A 16,715-nucleotide genomic window follows, 5' to 3' on the forward strand; every position below is an offset into this window, starting at 1 on the left:
CTTATTTGGTGCTAAATTGATTGTATAAAAAAACCACTCGTTGGAGTGGTTTATGTAATTAAGTTTTTAAAAACTATTTATTGTATTTGGTCAGCGCATCTTTCAAGATTTCAACTGAGCGAACTAAGTCTTCTTTCTTCAAGACATATGCAATTCTGATTTCGTCTAAACCAACATTTGGCGTAGAATAAAATCCAGCCGCAGGAGCAACCATTACGGTTTCGCCATTGTTGTCATAAGAATCTAATAACCATTTGGCAAAATCATCTGCACTTTTAACTGGCAATTTAGCAATACAATAAAAAGCACCTTTTGGAGTGGCTACTTTTACACCGTCGATTTTGTTTAATTCAGAAATAAGTGTGTCACGTCTTTCTTTATATTCATTGATAACATCATCAAAATAACTTTGTGGAGTATCTAATGCTGCTTCACTAGCAATTTGAGCATAAGTTGGCGGACTTAGTCTAGCTTGAGCAAATTTCATAGCCGTAGCCATTACTTCTTTGTTTTTTGACACAATACAACCAATTCTTGCTCCGCACATGCTGTATCTTTTTGAAACTGAATCAATCATAATTGCATTTTGTTCAATTCCAGGAACGTTCATAACAGAGAAATGCTCATCGCCATCATAAATAAATTCGCGATACACTTCATCTGCAATTAAGAATAAATCGTGTTTTTTTACAATTTCGGCTAGTTGTAAAATTTCTTCTTTTGAATATAGATAACCTGTTGGGTTTCCTGGATTACAAATTAAGATAGCTTTAGTTTTTGGCGTAATTAATTTTTCAAAAGCCGAAATTGGAGGCAAAGCAAAGCCTTCATCAATAGTAGAAATTACTGGAACAACATTTACGCCAGAAGCTGTAGAAAAGCCGTTGTAATTTGCATAAAAAGGTTCCGGAATAATAATTTCATCGCCATTATCCATTGTGCTACCCATTGCAAAAAGTAATGCTTCCGAACCACCAGTTGTAATGATAATATCTTCAGTATTGATAGGTAATCCGTGGTTTTTATAATAATTAGAAAGTTTGGTTCTATAGCTTTCAAAACCTGCCGAATGGCTATATTCTAATATTTCAATAGCGTTGTTTTTGATAGCGTTTAGTGCAACTTCGGGTGTTTTTATGTCAGGTTGACCAATGTTTAGGTGGTATACTTTGTGTCCTTTCTTTTTTGCACCTTCAGCATAAGGAACTAATTTTCGAATAGGAGATTCAGGCATTTGCTGACCTTTGGTTGAAATTTTAGGCATGATGTTAAAAATTTAGTTGTGCAAAATTGCGATAATTTTTTTTTGAAACCAATTAATTAGGACTTTATAAAAGCTTAATTTTTAAAATTAGAAACCATATTTTTATTAAATTAGCAAAAATCATTGCTAATGTTTAAATCATTATTAGTTTTTTTTCTTTTTATTACAATTTCGACACAAGCACAATCGGAATTTAAGTTTACAACCAACAAAAAGAAGATTAGCATTCCCTTTCAATTAATAAACAATTTAGTATTTGTTCCTGTTAATTTGAATGGTGAAGAATTGACTTTTTTATTGGATACTGGAGTTGACGAAACCGTTTTATTTAGTTTAGACGAGACTAACGATATAAAATTTAACGAAGTTGAAACCGTAAAACTAAAAGGACTCGGAAAAGAAGAGGCTATTGACGCATATAAATCTTCTAACAATGTTATGAGTGTAAAAAGTTTTTTAGACAAGCATCATACGGTTTATATCATTCTCGATCAAGAAATTAATTTTTCTTCTCAGGTTGGAATTCCCGTGAATGGAATTTTAGGATACAATTTTTTTAAAGACCATTTGATAAAAATTGATTATAGAAAAAAGAAGATTATTATTTATTCCAATGAAGATAAAAAAAGTAGAAATCAACTAAAAAGTTACCATAAAGACAGTATTTCACTTGAGTTGAACAAACCCTATGTGCATTTAAACATTACAAAAGGCAAACTAAAACAAAAGTCAAAATTACTAATCGATACAGGCAATAGCGATGCACTTTGGTTGTTTAAAGTTAAAAACAGCGAAATAATTTATCCAAACCAAGTAATAGACGATTATCTAGGAAGAGGATTCAGCGGAAGTATCTATGGAAAGCGCGGTCGATTATCGGCTTTAGAATTTGGAGGCATTACTATCAACGAACCCATTGCAACCTATCCAGATTCGGTTTCTTTAAAAAGTGTCAATTTTGTTGAAAATAGAGTAGGTTCGATAGGTGGTGAAATTATTTCCCGATATACTGTTTTTTTTGATTACAAAAACAATGCCATCTATACTAAACCCAATGCAAGAATTGAGGAACCTTTTGAATACAACATGAGTGGAATTGAAGTGCAACATAATGGATTAGAATGGTACAACGAAACGATAGAAGAAAAAACCAATGGAATAAAAGTTTATACCGATAGCGGATTTGAAAACCGACTAAAAGTAAGGTTCTATTTAAAACCCATTTTTAAAGTATCTAACATACGACCAAATTCACCTGCCGAAAAAGCTGGACTAAAAATAGGAGACAAAATAACCGTAATCGATAACCAAAACATGCAACGAATGACCATCGAGAAAATAAATAAGTTGCTAAAATCCGAAGAAGGAAAAACCATTACACTCGAAATAGAGCGAAACAAAAAACCACTCAAAATTAAATTTCAGCTCAAAAAGATATTATAAAAAAAGCTCCGAAAATTTTCGGAGCTTCTACTTTTTATTGCATCATAGGGCTATTTGATTTCTTTTCTAGCAAATTTACAACGGGTTTAACAATCACTTCGCCTTTAATTTTCAAAGCAACTCGTCCTTCGTCATAGTTTATCGCATTCGTTTCAATTGTAATTGTTTTTCTAATCGGACCAGTATTCATATTGTATTTTACCTCAATTTTTCCTGATTGACCTGGAGCAATTGGTTCTTTTGGAAAACTTGGAACCGTACAACCACATGTACTCTTTGCATCCTTAATAATCAACGGCGCATCTCCAGTATTTGTAAATACAAAAGCCCGTAAACCATTGTCATCTTCCTTATTTACAGTACCATAATCAATAGTGTTGTCTTTATCTTTAAACTCAATTTTTGCACCACTTTGTGCAAAAACAGCACTACTAAAGATAACTAAAACTAAAAGTAAATATTTTTTCATAGGTTAAAAATTTTAATATTTGGTTTTGTAAAAATACTTCGTTTAAATTAATACACAAAAATTTAATTCTTAATTTTTTCTAAAGTACAGATTAACTACTTTTGCAAATCAAATTACAAAAAGTGTACCAAAACAAATTCATACAGATTTATAAACAAACTCCTTCGTTCAATCATCATGAGCGAGTCTACGGTTTGTATCTATAATCCTTATTCCTGCTGTTCGCGCTACACGGTAGCTCGCTTCCATCAGGGCTAAAAAGGAAACTAATCGAATTTTTGTAATCTAAAGTAAAACTTAAAAAATAAAATATCTAAATCAGATATAAAATAAAAATATGATACCAGCACAATTTAATGCCGCAGCCGTAGAAAAAAAATGGTACGACTACTGGATGAAAAACAACTATTTTCATTCAAAACCAGACCATAGAAAACCATACACTATAACCATTCCACCGCCAAACGTAACTGGAGTGCTGCACATGGGACATATGTTGAACAACACCATTCAAGACGTATTAATTCGCCGTGCACGATTAAAAGGTTTCAACGCCTGTTGGGTTCCAGGAACCGATCACGCATCCATCGCAACCGAAGCCAAAGTTGTTGCTAAACTAAAATCGGAAGGAATTAACAAAAGTGATTTAACTCGTGAAGAATTTCTAAAACATGCTTACGATTGGACTGATAAATACGGCGGAACAATTCTAGAACAATTAAAACAATTAGGATGTTCATGCGATTGGGATAGAACTAAGTTCACGATGGACGCAGACATGTCAGCTTCTGTTATAAAATCATTCGTAGATTTATACAACAAAGGATATATATATCGCGGTTACCGAATGGTAAATTGGGATCCAGAAGCAAAAACAACATTATCAGACGAAGAAGTAATCTTTGAAGAAAGACAAGGAAAACTCTATTTCATCAACTATAAAATTGAAGGTTCTGAAGATTTCTTGACTGTAGCTACAACGCGTCCTGAAACCATTTTTGGCGATACGGCAATTTGTATTAACCCAAACGACGAACGTTTTTCTCATTTAAAAGGAAAAAAAGCCATCGTTCCTGTTTGCAATAGAGTTATCCCAATTATTGAAGACGAATATGTAGATGTAGAATTTGGAACCGGTTGTCTAAAAGTTACGCCAGCACATGATGTAAACGATAAAACACTTGGCGATAAACACAATCTTGAAATCATCGATATTTTCAATGAAGATGCCACGTTAAATTCATTTGGATTACATTATCAAGGAAAAGACCGTTTTGTAGTTCGTGAAGAAATTGCCAAAGAATTAGAAACTATTGGCGCTTTATCAAAAACAGAAACACATCTTAATAAAGTTGGAACTTCTGAAAGAACCAAAGCCGTAATCGAACCAAGACTTTCTGATCAATGGTTTTTAAGCATGGAAGAATTGGTAAAACCAGCCATCAAAGCCGTTTTAGAAACGGAAGAAATTAAATTATATCCAAGTCGTTTTAATAATACGTATCGTCATTGGTTAGAAAACATCCGTGATTGGAATATTTCGCGCCAACTTTGGTGGGGACAACAAATTCCTGCCTATTATTATGGTGATGGAAAAGAAGATTTTGTAGTAGCTGAAAACATTGAAGATGCTTTAAAACTAGCAAGAGAGAAAACTTCAAACTCCCAACTACAAATTTCCGACTTAACGCAAGATGCTGATGCTCTTGACACTTGGTTTTCATCATGGTTATGGCCAATGGCAGTTTTTGGAGGAATTCTTGAACCAGAAAACGAAGATTTCAAATATTATTATCCAACCAATGATTTAGTAACTGGACCGGATATTTTATTCTTTTGGGTTGCTCGAATGATTATCGCAGGATATGAATATGCAGGCGAAAAACCATTTACCAACGTATATTTAACAGGTTTGGTTCGCGATAAGCAACGTCGTAAAATGTCTAAATCATTAGGAAATTCGCCTGAACCTTTGGAATTGATTGAAAAATTTGGTGCAGATGGAGTTCGTGTTGGATTGTTATTAAGCGCTTCGGCAGGAAATGACATTATGTTTGATGAAGAATTATGCAATAATGGTAAAGCTTTTGCTAATAAAATTTGGAATGCCTTCCGATTGATAAAAGGTTGGGAAGTTGCCGATATTCCACAACCAGAAAGTTCTAAAGTTGCCATCGAATGGTATGAAGCCAAGTTACAGCAAACCTTAGTTGAAATTGAAGAAAATTTCGAAAAATATCGTTTGTCTGATGCATTGATGGGAATTTATAAATTAGTTTGGGACGATTTCTGTTCGTGGTTTTTAGAAATGATAAAACCAGCTTACCAGCAACCTATTGACCGAGCTACATTTGACAAAGCGATTGAAATGCTTGAAGCTAATTTGAAATTATTGCATCCGTTTATGCCGTTTTTAACGGAGGAAATTTGGCAACACATCACTGAAAGAACTCCTGATCAAGCCTTAATTATTGCAGAATATCCAGTTTTGAAATCATTTGACGAAAAATTAATTGCTGATTTTGATTTTGCTGCCGAAGTTATTGCTGGCGTTCGTACCATTCGAAAAGAAAAGAACATCGCTATGAAAGAGGCGATAGATTTAAAAGTGGTTAACAACGAAAATATGTCAACTTATTTTGATAGCGTGATTACCAAACTTGGAAACATTGTTTCATTGGAATATATTTCAGAAAAAATTGATGGCGCATTGACTTATAGAGTAAAATCGAATGAATATTTTATTCCAGTTTCTGGTAATATTGATATTGCTGCTGAAATTGCTAAGTTAACCGAAGAATTAGTTTACACACAAGGTTTCTTAAAATCAGTTCAGGTTAAATTGTCCAACGAAAAATTTGTTGCCAATGCCAAACCCGAAATTATTGCTAACGAAAGAAAGAAAGAAGCCGATGCTTTAGCAAAGATTGCCACTATAGAGCAAAGTTTAGCCAGTTTACAATAAAGTAAAAAGTCCCGAAATTTTTCGGGACTTTTTTTTGGAACCAATTCGCATTTCATCGGAAGTAAACATCGATTAACTCCAGTAGCTTCGTGATTAATAGATTTTTTTAATGCATTCAACGATTATTCATTTTTATAATAACCATTGTTTATAGTTTTGATAAAAATTATTTAACACCACTATCATACAAATGAATAATATTTTTAACCCAGTATATAGACAAGAATATCTGTTTGGATATGCTAGAGGATTTAATCCGTATGTTGATTTTGATCCAAATCAAAGTCAGGGATTTATCTTAGGCTTTAAACAAGGTAGAGATGAATATGAAAGTATGAATGGAAAAATACTTCACGGAATTCCAAAATTAATAGTTACCAACAAAATACTAGAAGATTTTCTTTTAGCTGGAATGCTTGGTATGAATATCAATTCTGATGGATATACTGCTTATCAAATTGATGTTATCCAAAAATGGTATCAAAGTGGAGTAGAGAAGTATGATGTAAAGCAAAGTGATTATTTACTGAGTATTTTAGAAGAAAACGGTATTGAATTGATATAATTATTCTAAAAACTTTTGCATTAATACAGAATGTAGCCAGCGGTCAAATTTATAACCTGTTTCTTTTAGTATTGCTACTTTTGTAAATCCAAATTGCTCGTGAAAAGCAATGCTGCTTTCGTTTTCAGCATCAACAACACCAATCATAGTGTGAAGTTTTTGTTGTTTTGCCAAAAGGATAAGCTCATTCATAATTAATTTTCCAATGCCTTTTCCATGGAAATTATGGTCAACATAGACCGAATGTTCAACCGTAAATCGATAAGCATCTCGAAAACGGAATTCAGAGTAATAACCAAATCCTACTACTTTTTCATCCAGTGTTGCTACAATAATAGGAAATCCTTTTATTAATTTTTCTTCAAAAATTTTAATTTGTAACGCTGTACTTCGAGGATTATAATCGTATAAAGCCGTTGAGTTTAAAATCACATGATTGATGATGGCAACAATTGCCTCGGCATCATTTTCAGTGTAGTTTCTAAGTTTAATTTCCATTTTTCAAAAGTATAAAAAAGGATTGAAGTTTGTTTTGTTAATTTCATCGAGTATTTTGGTAGTTTTGACCTCAAAAAAATCTAAACTAAGCTGATTTGTTTGTATATTTGTTTGAACAAATTTTTTAAAATGATTTACCCAAAAATACCTTTAGCGCAAAGCATTATTGAAATTTGTAATGTTAAAGGTGTATTAGATATCATTATTTGTCCGGGTTCAAGAAATGCGCCTTTAACAATTGGTTTTGTTAATAATCCAAATTTTAAATGTTACAGTATTGCAGACGAGCGTTGTGCTGCATTTTTTGCATTGGGTTTAGCAAAACAAAAACAGAAACCTGTTGCTGTTGTTTGTACTTCGGGTTCAGCATTACTAAATTTTTATCCAGCTTTTGCCGAAGCTTATTATAGTCAGATTCCGTTGATAGTCATTTCTGCAGATAGGCCAAAAGAAAAAATTGACATTGGCGATGGACAAACCATTCGTCAAGAAAATGTGTTTACCAATCATTCACTATACAATGCTAATCTTACGGCTGAAGTTTCAGAAGAAAATGATGTATTTATTAATGAAGCTATTAATGTTGCCATAGGGAAAAAAGGTCCAACTCATATCAATGTGCCTTTTGAGGAACCTTTGTATGAAACCGTAAAAAAACGCTCTGTAGATTTTAATATCACAAGTCTTTTTAAACTATACAGAATGGTTACCATTGATGATATTATTGCTTTTTCAACTCTTTGGAATCATAGTAAAAAAATATTGGTACTAGTAGGAGAATTGCCTCCTAATTCCGTTGAAAAGCGATGGATTGACATGTTAGCGAGTTTTCCATCTGTAGTGGTAATGACAGAATCTACTTCAAATTTGCATCATTCCAGTTTTATAAACAAAATAGATACATTAATTACTCCATTTAGTGCCAAAGACTCATTGATGCTTCAGCCAAGAATCCTTATCACTTTTGGTGGAATGATTGTATCAAAACGAATAAAAACTTTTTTGAGAAAATACAAGCCAAAACATCATTGGCACATTGATGAACTTAGAGCTTATGATACTTTTGGAATTTTGACAAAGCATTTCCATGTTTCTCCCAATCAGTTTTTTACTCAGTTTTTGCCTTATGTAAAAACAGTTGAAAGTGATTATAAAAGCAAAATCGCCTCTGTCTTTGCTGACAGAAAAATAAACCATAAAAGTTACTTAAAATCAATACCTTTTTCAGATTTAAAAGCTTTTGAAATTATTTTTAAAAAAATACCAAATAACTTAAATCTGCATTTTAGCAATAGTTCTTCAATTCGATATGCACAGTTGTTTAAGATTGCTGCGTCAATAGACGTAGCTTGTAATCGAGGAACAAGCGGTATTGATGGTAGTACTTCAACAGCTATTGGTAGTGCAATTGCTAGCGAAAAACCCACTTTGTTGATTACAGGTGATGTTAGTTTTTTATATGACAGTAATGCGCTTTGGAATGATTATATTCCTAAAGATTTTAAAATAATTGTAATTAATAATGGCGGTGGCGGAATTTTTAGAATTCTTCCAGGTCATCAAGAAAATCAAGTCTTCAATACCTTTTTTGAAACTTCTCATTGCTTAACTGCAGAACATTTGGCAAAAATGTTCCAATTTGATTATTACGTTGCTAGTGATTCGGAAAATTTGAAAGAAAATTTAAAATCATTTTTTGAAAACAACGAAAAACCAGCAATATTAGAAGTTTTTACACCAACAAAAGACAATGATAAAATACTACTTCAGTATTTTAAACAATTGGTCTAATTAAAATTTACAAAGTGAGCCAAACCAATAAGTTAAAAATATTCAACGATCCAATTTATGGTTTTATAACCATTCCAAATACACTTATTTACGATTTAATTCAACATTCTTATTTTCAGCGACTTCGTAGAATTTCTCAAATGGGTTTGTCGTATTTGGTTTATCCTGGCGCACATCATACCCGTTTTCATCATGCGCTTGGCGCGATGCATATGATGCAAAAAGCAATAGAAGTACTTCGATTTAAAAGTGTTGCAATCTCTAAAGAAGAAGAAAATGCACTTCTAATAGCTATTTTATTGCACGATATTGGTCATGGTCCGTTTTCTCACGCTATGGAACATAGTATTGTAGCGGTTCATCATGAGGAAATTTCGTTGCTTTTTATGGAACAATTAAATACTGAATTTAGTGGTGAATTAAGTTTAGCTATTCAAGTTTTTAAAGGCGAATATCATCGAAAATTTATGCTTCAACTGGTTTCAAGTCAGTTGGATATGGATAGAATGGATTACTTGAAACGCGATAGTTTTTATTCTGGCGTAGCCGAAGGAAATATCAATTCTGATCGATTAATTCAAATGCTGAATGTAGTTGATGATATATTGGTTATGGAAGAAAAAGGAATTTATTCAATCGAAAAATTTCTGATGGCAAGAAGATTAATGTATTGGCAAGCTTATTTACACAAAACTAGCTTAGTAGCTGAACTTACATTGACTAAAACTTTAAAGCGAGCAAAAGAATTATTGCACAAAGGAATTGCGGTAGAATGCAGCAAACCGTTTAAGTTTTTCATGGAAAATCAAATCACAATGGAAAGTTTTACGACTAATGATTTGAATACGTTTGCTCAACTTGATGACTTTGATATTGTTTCAGCTTTAAAAACTTGGCAATATCATGACGATTTTATCTTAAGTAGTTTGAGTAAAATGATTATCAATCGTGATTTACCTAAAATAAAACTGAGTAGCGATAAATTTCCAAAAGAAGTTTTAACTCAATATATTGCTACTTTTTCGCAACAAAACAATATAAGTAATCAAGAAGCAGAGTATTTTATTTTTAAAGGAAAAATTAAAAATCAAGCCTACAACAAAGAAGCTGAACCTATAAGAATATTGAAAAAAGACAAAACAATTGAAGATGTAGTCGAAGCTTCGGACCAATTGAACCTAAAAGCTTTGTCCAAACCTGTGACCAAGTATTTTGTATGTTTTCCAAAACAACTTATCGAAAATTAACATTAAAATCTATTTTTTTATACTTTTGTAGCGATGAAATTTACAGCAGCGCAAATAGCAGGAATTTTAGAAGGCGAAGTAATAGGCAATCCTAATGCAGAAGTTTTCAAACTATCCAAAATAGAAGAAGGTACCGAAGGTTCGCTAACATTTTTAGCTAATCCAAAGTACATCAATTATATATATTCTACTAAAGCAACGATTACTATCGTTAACAATTCATTTGAACCCGAAAATGAAATTTCTACTACTTTAATAAAAGTTGATGATGCTTATAAATCGTTTTCAAAATTGCTTGAATATTACAATCAAGTGAAATTAATGAAATCGGGAATTGAGCAACCATCGGTTATTTCTGAAGGTGTAACTTATGGTGAAAACCTTTATTTAGGGAGTTTTTGCTACATTGGGAAAAATGTAACGATTGGAAAAAATGTAAAAATATATCCTAATTCATTTGTTGGCGATAATACAACGATTGGCGATGATTGCATCTTATTTGCTGGTGTTAGAATTTATTCTGAATCAGTAATTGGTAGTCGTTGTGTTATTCATTCGGGAACTATTATTGGTTCGGATGGATTTGGTTTTGCGCCGCAAGAAGATGGAACTTATAACAAAGTACCACAAATAGGCAATGTGATTTTAGAAGACGATGTTGAAGTTGGTTCATGTACCACAATTGACAGAGCAACCTTAGGTTCAACTATTGTTAGAAAAGGAGTGAAGCTTGATAATCAAATTCAAATTGCTCACAATGTTGAAATTGGAGAAAATACCGTAATTGCTTCTCAAACTGGAATTGCAGGTTCTACAAAAATTGGCAAAAACTGTATGATTGGTGGACAAGTTGGAATTGTTGGTCATATTACTATTGGCGATAATGTTCGAATTCAAGCGCAATCAGGTGTTGGGAAAAGTGTAAAAGATGGAGAAACATTACAAGGTTCGCCATCATTTAATTATGGAGATTGGAATAAATCGTACGTACATTTTAGAAATTTACCTAAAATTGTAGCCGATTTAGAAAATTTAAAAAAGAAAACAAACTAAACTAAAAATAGATTAAAATGGTTAAACAAAAAACCATCCAAAACGAAATTTCATTAACCGGAGTTGGATTACACACAGGAGCAGAAGTTACAATGACTTTTAAACCAGCACCAGTGAACAATGGTTTTACTTTCGTTAGAGTTGATTTAGAAGGAAGTCCAGTTATTGAAGCAGATGCCAATTATGTAGTCAATACACAACGTGGTACAAACTTAGAAAAATTAGGAGTTAAAATTCAAACTTCAGAGCATGTTTTGGCTGCTTTTGTTGGTTGTGATGTTGATAATGTCATTATTGAATTAAATGCTTCTGAACCGCCAATTATGGATGGTTCGTCTAAATTTTTTGTTGAAGCAATCGAAAAAGCTGGAATTGTTGAACAAGATGCTGAGCGTAATTATTACGTAGTAAAAGAAGTAATTTCGTTTACTGATGAAACTACCGGAAGCGAAATTATTTTGATGCCAGCCGATGATTATCAAGTTACTACAATGGTAGATTTTGGTACAAAAGTATTGGGTACTCAAAATGCTACTATGAAAAATATCGGTGAATTTAAAACTGAAATTGCCGATTGTAGAACTTTTAGTTTCCTTCACGAATTAGAAACTCTTTTGGATAATGGTTTAATCAAAGGTGGCGATTTGAATAACGCTATTGTATATGTTGACAAAGAAATTTCGCCAAAAACAATGGAAAACTTGAAAGTTGCTTTTGGTAAAGAAAATATTTCAGTTAAACCAAACGGAATTTTAGATAATCTTACTTTGCATTATCCAAACGAAGCAGCACGTCATAAATTACTTGATGTCGTTGGAGATTTGGCTTTGGTTGGAACCAAAATTAAGGGAAAAGTTATTGCAAACAAACCTGGACATTTTGTAAACACTCAATTTGCTAAGAAATTATCAAAAATCATTAAAATAGAGCAACGCAATCAAATTCCTGTGTATGATTTACACAAAGAACCATTGATGGACGTGAATAAAATCATGGCAATGTTGCCTCATCGTCCGCCATTTTTATTGGTAGATAAGATTTTAGAAATGTCTGATAGTCATGTGGTTGGTTTGAAAAACGTCACTATGAATGAAGATTTCTTCGTAGGACATTTTCCTGGTGCGCCAGTTATGCCGGGAGTTTTAATTGTAGAAGCAATGGCACAAACTGGAGGAATTTTGATATTAAGTTCGGTTCCAGATCCTGAAAATTATTTAACTTACTTCATGAAAATAGACAACGTGAAGTTCAAACATAAAGTATTGCCTGGCGATACATTAGTATTCAAGTGTGATTTGATTTCACCAATTCGTAGAGGAATTTGCCACATGCAAGCCAATGCTTATGCTAATGGTAAATTGGTTGCTGAAGCCGAATTGATGGCACAAATTGCAAAAAAACAATAAATTTTTGATCATTTGGTGTTTCGGTTATTTGATTCCGTTTAACCAAATTAACAAATAACAAATTAAAAAATAACATGAATCAACCTTTAGCATACGTTCATCCAGGAGCAAAAATTGCACGTAATGTAGTTATTGATCCTTTTACTACTATTCATAACAATGTTGTCATTGGCGAAGGAACTTGGATAGGTTCTAACGTTACCATTATGGAAGGTGCAAGAATTGGTAAAAATTGCAACATATTTCCTGGTGCAGTAATTGCAGCCGTTCCACAGGATTTAAAATTTGGTGGCGAAGATTCATTGGCAATCATTGGAGATAATTCTACCATTAGAGAATGTGTTACCATTAATCGTGGTACAGTTGCTTCTGGGCAAACCGTTATTGGAAAAAACTGTTTGATTATGGCAACGGCACATATTGCTCATGATTGTCATATTGGCGATAATGCAATTATTGTTAATGGTGTTGCATTGGCTGGACACGTAGTGGTTGGAAACTATGCAATCATTGGTGGTTTAGCAGCAGTTCATCAGTTTATTCACATTGGTGATCATGCTATGGTTTCGGGTGGTTCATTGGTTAGAAAAGATGTCCCGCCGTTTACTAAAGCTGCAAAAGAACCTTTATCTTATGTAGGAATCAATTCAGTTGGTTTGAGAAGAAGAGGTTTTACTTCCGAAAAAATTAGAGAAGTTCAAGACATCTACCGAATACTATATCAAAAAAATTACAATACTTCACAAGCTTTAGCTATTATCGAAGCCGAAATGGAAGCAACGCCTGAACGCGACGAGATTTTACAATTTATCCGTAGTTCTTCACGAGGAATTATGAAAGGATATACTGGAGCTTATTAAATTTAGAATTCAGAAATTTGAATTTAGAAGTTTAAAACTAAAAATACAATTAGAAATAAATTAACAAATAAACATACAAATGGCATCTACAGCAGATATTAGAAACGGATTATGTATTAAATTTAATCATGATATTTATAAAATCATTGAATTCCTTCACGTAAAACCTGGAAAAGGTCCAGCTTTCGTTAGAACAAAATTAAAATCATTAACTAACGGAAAAGTATTAGACAATACGTTTTCTGCTGGTCATAAAATTGACGTTGTTCGTGTAGAAACGCACACTTTCCAATATTTATATGCTGAAGGAAATGATTTCCATTTCATGAATACTGAAACATACGAGCAAATTACATTAAATAAAGATGTACTTGATGCTCCAGATTTATTAAAAGAAGGAACAAATGTAATGGTTCAAATTAATACTGAAACTGATTTGCCTCTTGCAGTAGATATGCCAGCTTCTATCGTTCTTGAAGTTACTTATGCTGAACCAGGTGTAAAAGGAAACACAGCTACTAATGCAACTAAACCTGCAAAAGTGGAAACTGGTGCTTCAATCAATGTTCCGTTGTTTATCAATGAAGGTGATAAAATCAAAATTGATACTGCTACTGGAAAATACATGGAAAGAGTATAAAATAGTTTACAGTTACAGTTTACAGTCACAGTTTTGTGATACTGAATACTGTGACTGCGACTGATAACTATAATATGAAATTCTCAAGAATACATACTTTAAAAGAAATTGCTGCTATCATCGGTTGCCACTATGTTGGAGCCGATGATTTTGCGGTTCATGGCATGAACGAAATTCACGTGGTTACTCCAGGTGATATTGTTTTTGTTGACCATCCAAAATATTACGATAAAGCCTTGCAATCGGCAGCTACAATTGTACTGATTAACAAAGAAGTTGCCTGTCCAGAAGGCAAAGCTTTATTGATTTCTGACGATCCGTTTCGCGATTTTAATACTTTGACTAAGCATTTTCGTCCATTTGTTGCAGCAAATGTTAGTGTTTCGGCTTCGTCTACTATTGGAAAAAATACGGTAATTCAACCCAATTGTTTTATTGGAAATAATGTAACGATTGGCGATAATTGTTTGCTTCATGCCAATGTAATTGTTTATGACAACACGGTTATTGGCAATAACGTCATTATTCACTCCGGAACCATTCTTGGTGCGGATGCTTTTTATTATAAAAAACGTCCCGAAGGTTTTGATCAATTGCTTTCTGGTGGAAGAGTTGTGATTGAAGACAATGTTGGAATCGGCGCTTTGTGTACGATTGACAAAGGCGTTACTGGCGATACCACTATTGGTGCTGGAACCAAAATTGATAATCAAGTACATGTTGGTCATGATACCGTTATTGGTAAAAAATGTTTGATTGCTTCTCAAACCGGAATTGCAGGTTGTGTAATCATTGAAGATGAAGTGACACTTTGGGGACAAGTTGGAACCACTAGCGGCATTACCATTGGTGCAAAAGCGGTTGTTCTTGGTCAAACCGGTGTGACCAAATCAATTGAAGGCGGAAAAAGCTATTTTGGAACACCTGTAGAAGAATCGCGTGAGAAATTGAAACAATTGGCCAACGTAAAACGTATTCCAGATATTCTAAACAAAATTAAATAGGTTATGAGTGCAAAAGAAATCGTTCAAAATTTTTACAAATCGGATGTAATTCTCGAAGCCCAAACCGTAAATGAGTTTTTGCATCCCGAAGTTATTTTGGAATGGCACAGTACCAAAGGTTTTTTGAAACTCAATCACGAGCAACTCATCGGGATTAGTAGCGAATTAGGAAAAACCTATGTTCGTTCGAAATGTAGAATTTCTCATCTTATCGAAGAAGGAAGTACAGTATCGGTTCGTTACTCTCAATATGTAAAAACGATTGAAAATCCAAGAGAAGAAATGCTTTTAGCCCATTTCATGGTTATTTGGGAAATAAAAGACAATAAACTATATCGTGGCTATCAAATGAGCCAACTTTAATATAGTTTTCAGTTGTTGATTTTCAGTTGTCAGTTTCTAGTTCAAAGTGGTAATCCAAATAATGTATAGAAATTTTACAAAAAAACTAATCACTTATCACTATTTACTAATTACTATTTTCTACTTTTGCAATACTTAAAAATAAATCAATTAAATAAACACACACATGAGCGTTTTAGTTAATAAAAATTCAAAAATAATAGTACAAGGATTTACAGGAAGCGAAGGAACTTTTCATGCTTCTCAAATGATTGAATATGGAACCAATGTTGTTGGTGGTGTTACCCCAGGAAAAGGTGGTTCAACGCACTTAGACAAACCCGTTTTCAACACGGTTAAAGATGCTGTAGAGCAAGTTGGTGCTGATACTTCTATCATTTTCGTTCCGCCAGCTTTTGCTGCAGATGCTATTATGGAAGCTGCTGATGCTGGAATTAAAGTAATTATTACGATTACAGAAGGTATTCCGGTTGCAGATATGATTAAAGCGTATGATTTTATTAAAGGAAAAGATTGTCGTTTAATTGGACCAAACTGTCCAGGAGTTATAACTCCAGAAGAAGCAAAAGTAGGTATTATGCCAGGTTTTGTATTCAAAAAAGGAAAAGTAGGTATCGTTTCTAAATCGGGAACTTTAACGTATGAAGCAGCTGACCAAGTAGTGAAACAAGGTTTGGGAATTACTACTGCAATCGGAATTGGTGGTGATCCAATTATTGGAACAACAACTAAAGAAGCGGTTGAATTATTAATGAACGATCCAGAAACAGAAGCTATCATCATGATTGGTGAAATTGGTGGACAACTAGAAGCTGATGCTGCTAAATGGATTAAAGCTGATGGTAACCGCAAACCAGTTATTGGATTTATTGCTGGAGAAACGGCTCCAAAAGGTAGAACAATGGGACATGCTGGTGCTATCGTTGGTGGTGCTGATGATACAGCAGAAGCTAAAAAACGTATTATGAGAGAAAACGGAATTCACGTAGTTGATTCTCCTGCTGAAATTGGTAAAAAAGTAAAAGAAGTTATTGGATAACCCCTAACGCTTTTTAAAAATAAACTATAAAAACTCCTTCTGTTTCTGCGGAAGGAGTTTTTTTTATTTATTCTTATTGTTTTATCGCTATTGAGTAAAGAAATGATG

15 protein-coding genes are annotated in these 16,715 nt (G+C 33.2%); 12 read left to right on the top strand and 3 right to left on the bottom strand.

All coding sequences use genetic code 11. The annotated features are described in order from the left end of the window. Window positions 1–73 precede the first annotated feature (73 nt). Entirely contained in the window at window positions 74–1,264 is a 1,191-nt protein-coding gene (locus IAI56_RS13245) for a pyridoxal phosphate-dependent aminotransferase (protein WP_187658328.1), read from the bottom strand. A gap of 129 nt (window positions 1,265–1,393) precedes the next feature. Here IAI56_RS13245 and IAI56_RS13250 point away from each other — a divergent pair, with 129 nt between their 5' ends. Then, window positions 1,394–2,707 (top strand): PDZ domain-containing protein, encoded by a 1,314-nt coding sequence (locus tag IAI56_RS13250; protein WP_187658329.1) that lies wholly within the window; start codon window positions 1,394–1,396, stop codon window positions 2,705–2,707. Window positions 2,708–2,741: 34 nt separating this feature from the next. Here IAI56_RS13250 and IAI56_RS13255 read toward each other — a convergent pair whose 3' ends face one another. After that, window positions 2,742–3,176 carry a DUF1573 domain-containing protein gene (locus IAI56_RS13255; protein ID WP_187658330.1) on the bottom strand — a complete coding sequence of 145 codons (435 nt, stop codon included), beginning with the start codon at window positions 3,174–3,176 and terminating at the stop codon, window positions 2,742–2,744. A gap of 337 nt (window positions 3,177–3,513) precedes the next feature. On the opposite strand from IAI56_RS13255, the gene IAI56_RS13260 reads away from it, so the two are divergent. Further along, window positions 3,514–6,141 (top strand): valine--tRNA ligase, encoded by a 2,628-nt coding sequence (locus IAI56_RS13260; RefSeq protein WP_187658331.1) that lies wholly within the window; start codon window positions 3,514–3,516, stop codon window positions 6,139–6,141. 190 nt (window positions 6,142–6,331) lie between these two features. Further along, window positions 6,332–6,706, top strand: coding sequence for a hypothetical protein (locus tag IAI56_RS13265; RefSeq protein WP_187658332.1), 375 nt, complete (start codon window positions 6,332–6,334; stop codon window positions 6,704–6,706). Here IAI56_RS13265 and IAI56_RS13270 read toward each other — a convergent pair whose 3' ends face one another. Beyond that, a complete protein-coding gene (locus IAI56_RS13270; protein WP_187658333.1) occupies window positions 6,707–7,204 on the bottom strand; it encodes a GNAT family N-acetyltransferase in 498 nt (165 codons plus the stop codon). 129 nt (window positions 7,205–7,333) lie between these two features. Here IAI56_RS13270 and menD point away from each other — a divergent pair, with 129 nt between their 5' ends. The 9 genes from menD (at window position 7,334) to sucD (ending at window position 16,607) form a co-directional block, all read left to right on the top strand. Next, a complete protein-coding gene (gene menD, locus IAI56_RS13275) occupies window positions 7,334–8,995 on the top strand; it encodes a 2-succinyl-5-enolpyruvyl-6-hydroxy-3-cyclohexene-1-carboxylic-acid synthase (RefSeq protein ID WP_187658334.1) in 1,662 nt (553 codons plus the stop codon). Between the two features lie 14 nt (window positions 8,996–9,009). After that, window positions 9,010–10,242 (top strand): HD domain-containing protein, encoded by a 1,233-nt coding sequence (locus IAI56_RS13280; RefSeq protein WP_187658335.1) that lies wholly within the window; start codon window positions 9,010–9,012, stop codon window positions 10,240–10,242. 33 nt (window positions 10,243–10,275) lie between these two features. After that, window positions 10,276–11,295 carry a UDP-3-O-(3-hydroxymyristoyl)glucosamine N-acyltransferase gene (lpxD, locus tag IAI56_RS13285; protein ID WP_169523069.1) on the top strand — a complete coding sequence of 340 codons (1,020 nt, stop codon included), beginning with the start codon at window positions 10,276–10,278 and terminating at the stop codon, window positions 11,293–11,295. A gap of 17 nt (window positions 11,296–11,312) precedes the next feature. Next, the gene (locus IAI56_RS13290) at window positions 11,313–12,701 is read left to right on the top strand and encodes a bifunctional UDP-3-O-[3-hydroxymyristoyl] N-acetylglucosamine deacetylase/3-hydroxyacyl-ACP dehydratase (RefSeq protein WP_187658336.1); all 1,389 of its coding nucleotides are present in this window, start codon (window positions 11,313–11,315) and stop codon (window positions 12,699–12,701) included. Window positions 12,702–12,775: 74 nt separating this feature from the next. Next, window positions 12,776–13,561: an acyl-ACP--UDP-N-acetylglucosamine O-acyltransferase gene (lpxA, locus tag IAI56_RS13295; protein ID WP_169523067.1), complete on the top strand. Its 786-nt coding sequence runs from the start codon at window positions 12,776–12,778 to the stop codon at window positions 13,559–13,561. A gap of 79 nt (window positions 13,562–13,640) precedes the next feature. Then, window positions 13,641–14,201, top strand: a complete 561-nt coding sequence (gene efp / locus IAI56_RS13300) for an elongation factor P (RefSeq protein WP_169523066.1) — start codon at window positions 13,641–13,643, stop codon at window positions 14,199–14,201. A gap of 74 nt (window positions 14,202–14,275) precedes the next feature. Continuing rightward, the gene (locus IAI56_RS13305) at window positions 14,276–15,205 is read left to right on the top strand and encodes a UDP-3-O-(3-hydroxymyristoyl)glucosamine N-acyltransferase (protein WP_187658337.1); all 930 of its coding nucleotides are present in this window, start codon (window positions 14,276–14,278) and stop codon (window positions 15,203–15,205) included. A gap of 3 nt (window positions 15,206–15,208) precedes the next feature. Next, window positions 15,209–15,568: a nuclear transport factor 2 family protein gene (locus IAI56_RS13310; RefSeq protein WP_187658338.1), complete on the top strand. Its 360-nt coding sequence runs from the start codon at window positions 15,209–15,211 to the stop codon at window positions 15,566–15,568. Between the two features lie 166 nt (window positions 15,569–15,734). Then, the gene (gene sucD / locus IAI56_RS13315) at window positions 15,735–16,607 is read left to right on the top strand and encodes a succinate--CoA ligase subunit alpha (RefSeq protein ID WP_187658339.1); all 873 of its coding nucleotides are present in this window, start codon (window positions 15,735–15,737) and stop codon (window positions 16,605–16,607) included. The last annotated feature ends 108 nt before the right edge of the window (window positions 16,608–16,715 follow it).

It is taken from the genome of Flavobacterium macrobrachii, assembly GCF_014486675.1.
GTDB classification, from domain to species: domain Bacteria; phylum Bacteroidota; class Bacteroidia; order Flavobacteriales; family Flavobacteriaceae; genus Flavobacterium; species Flavobacterium macrobrachii.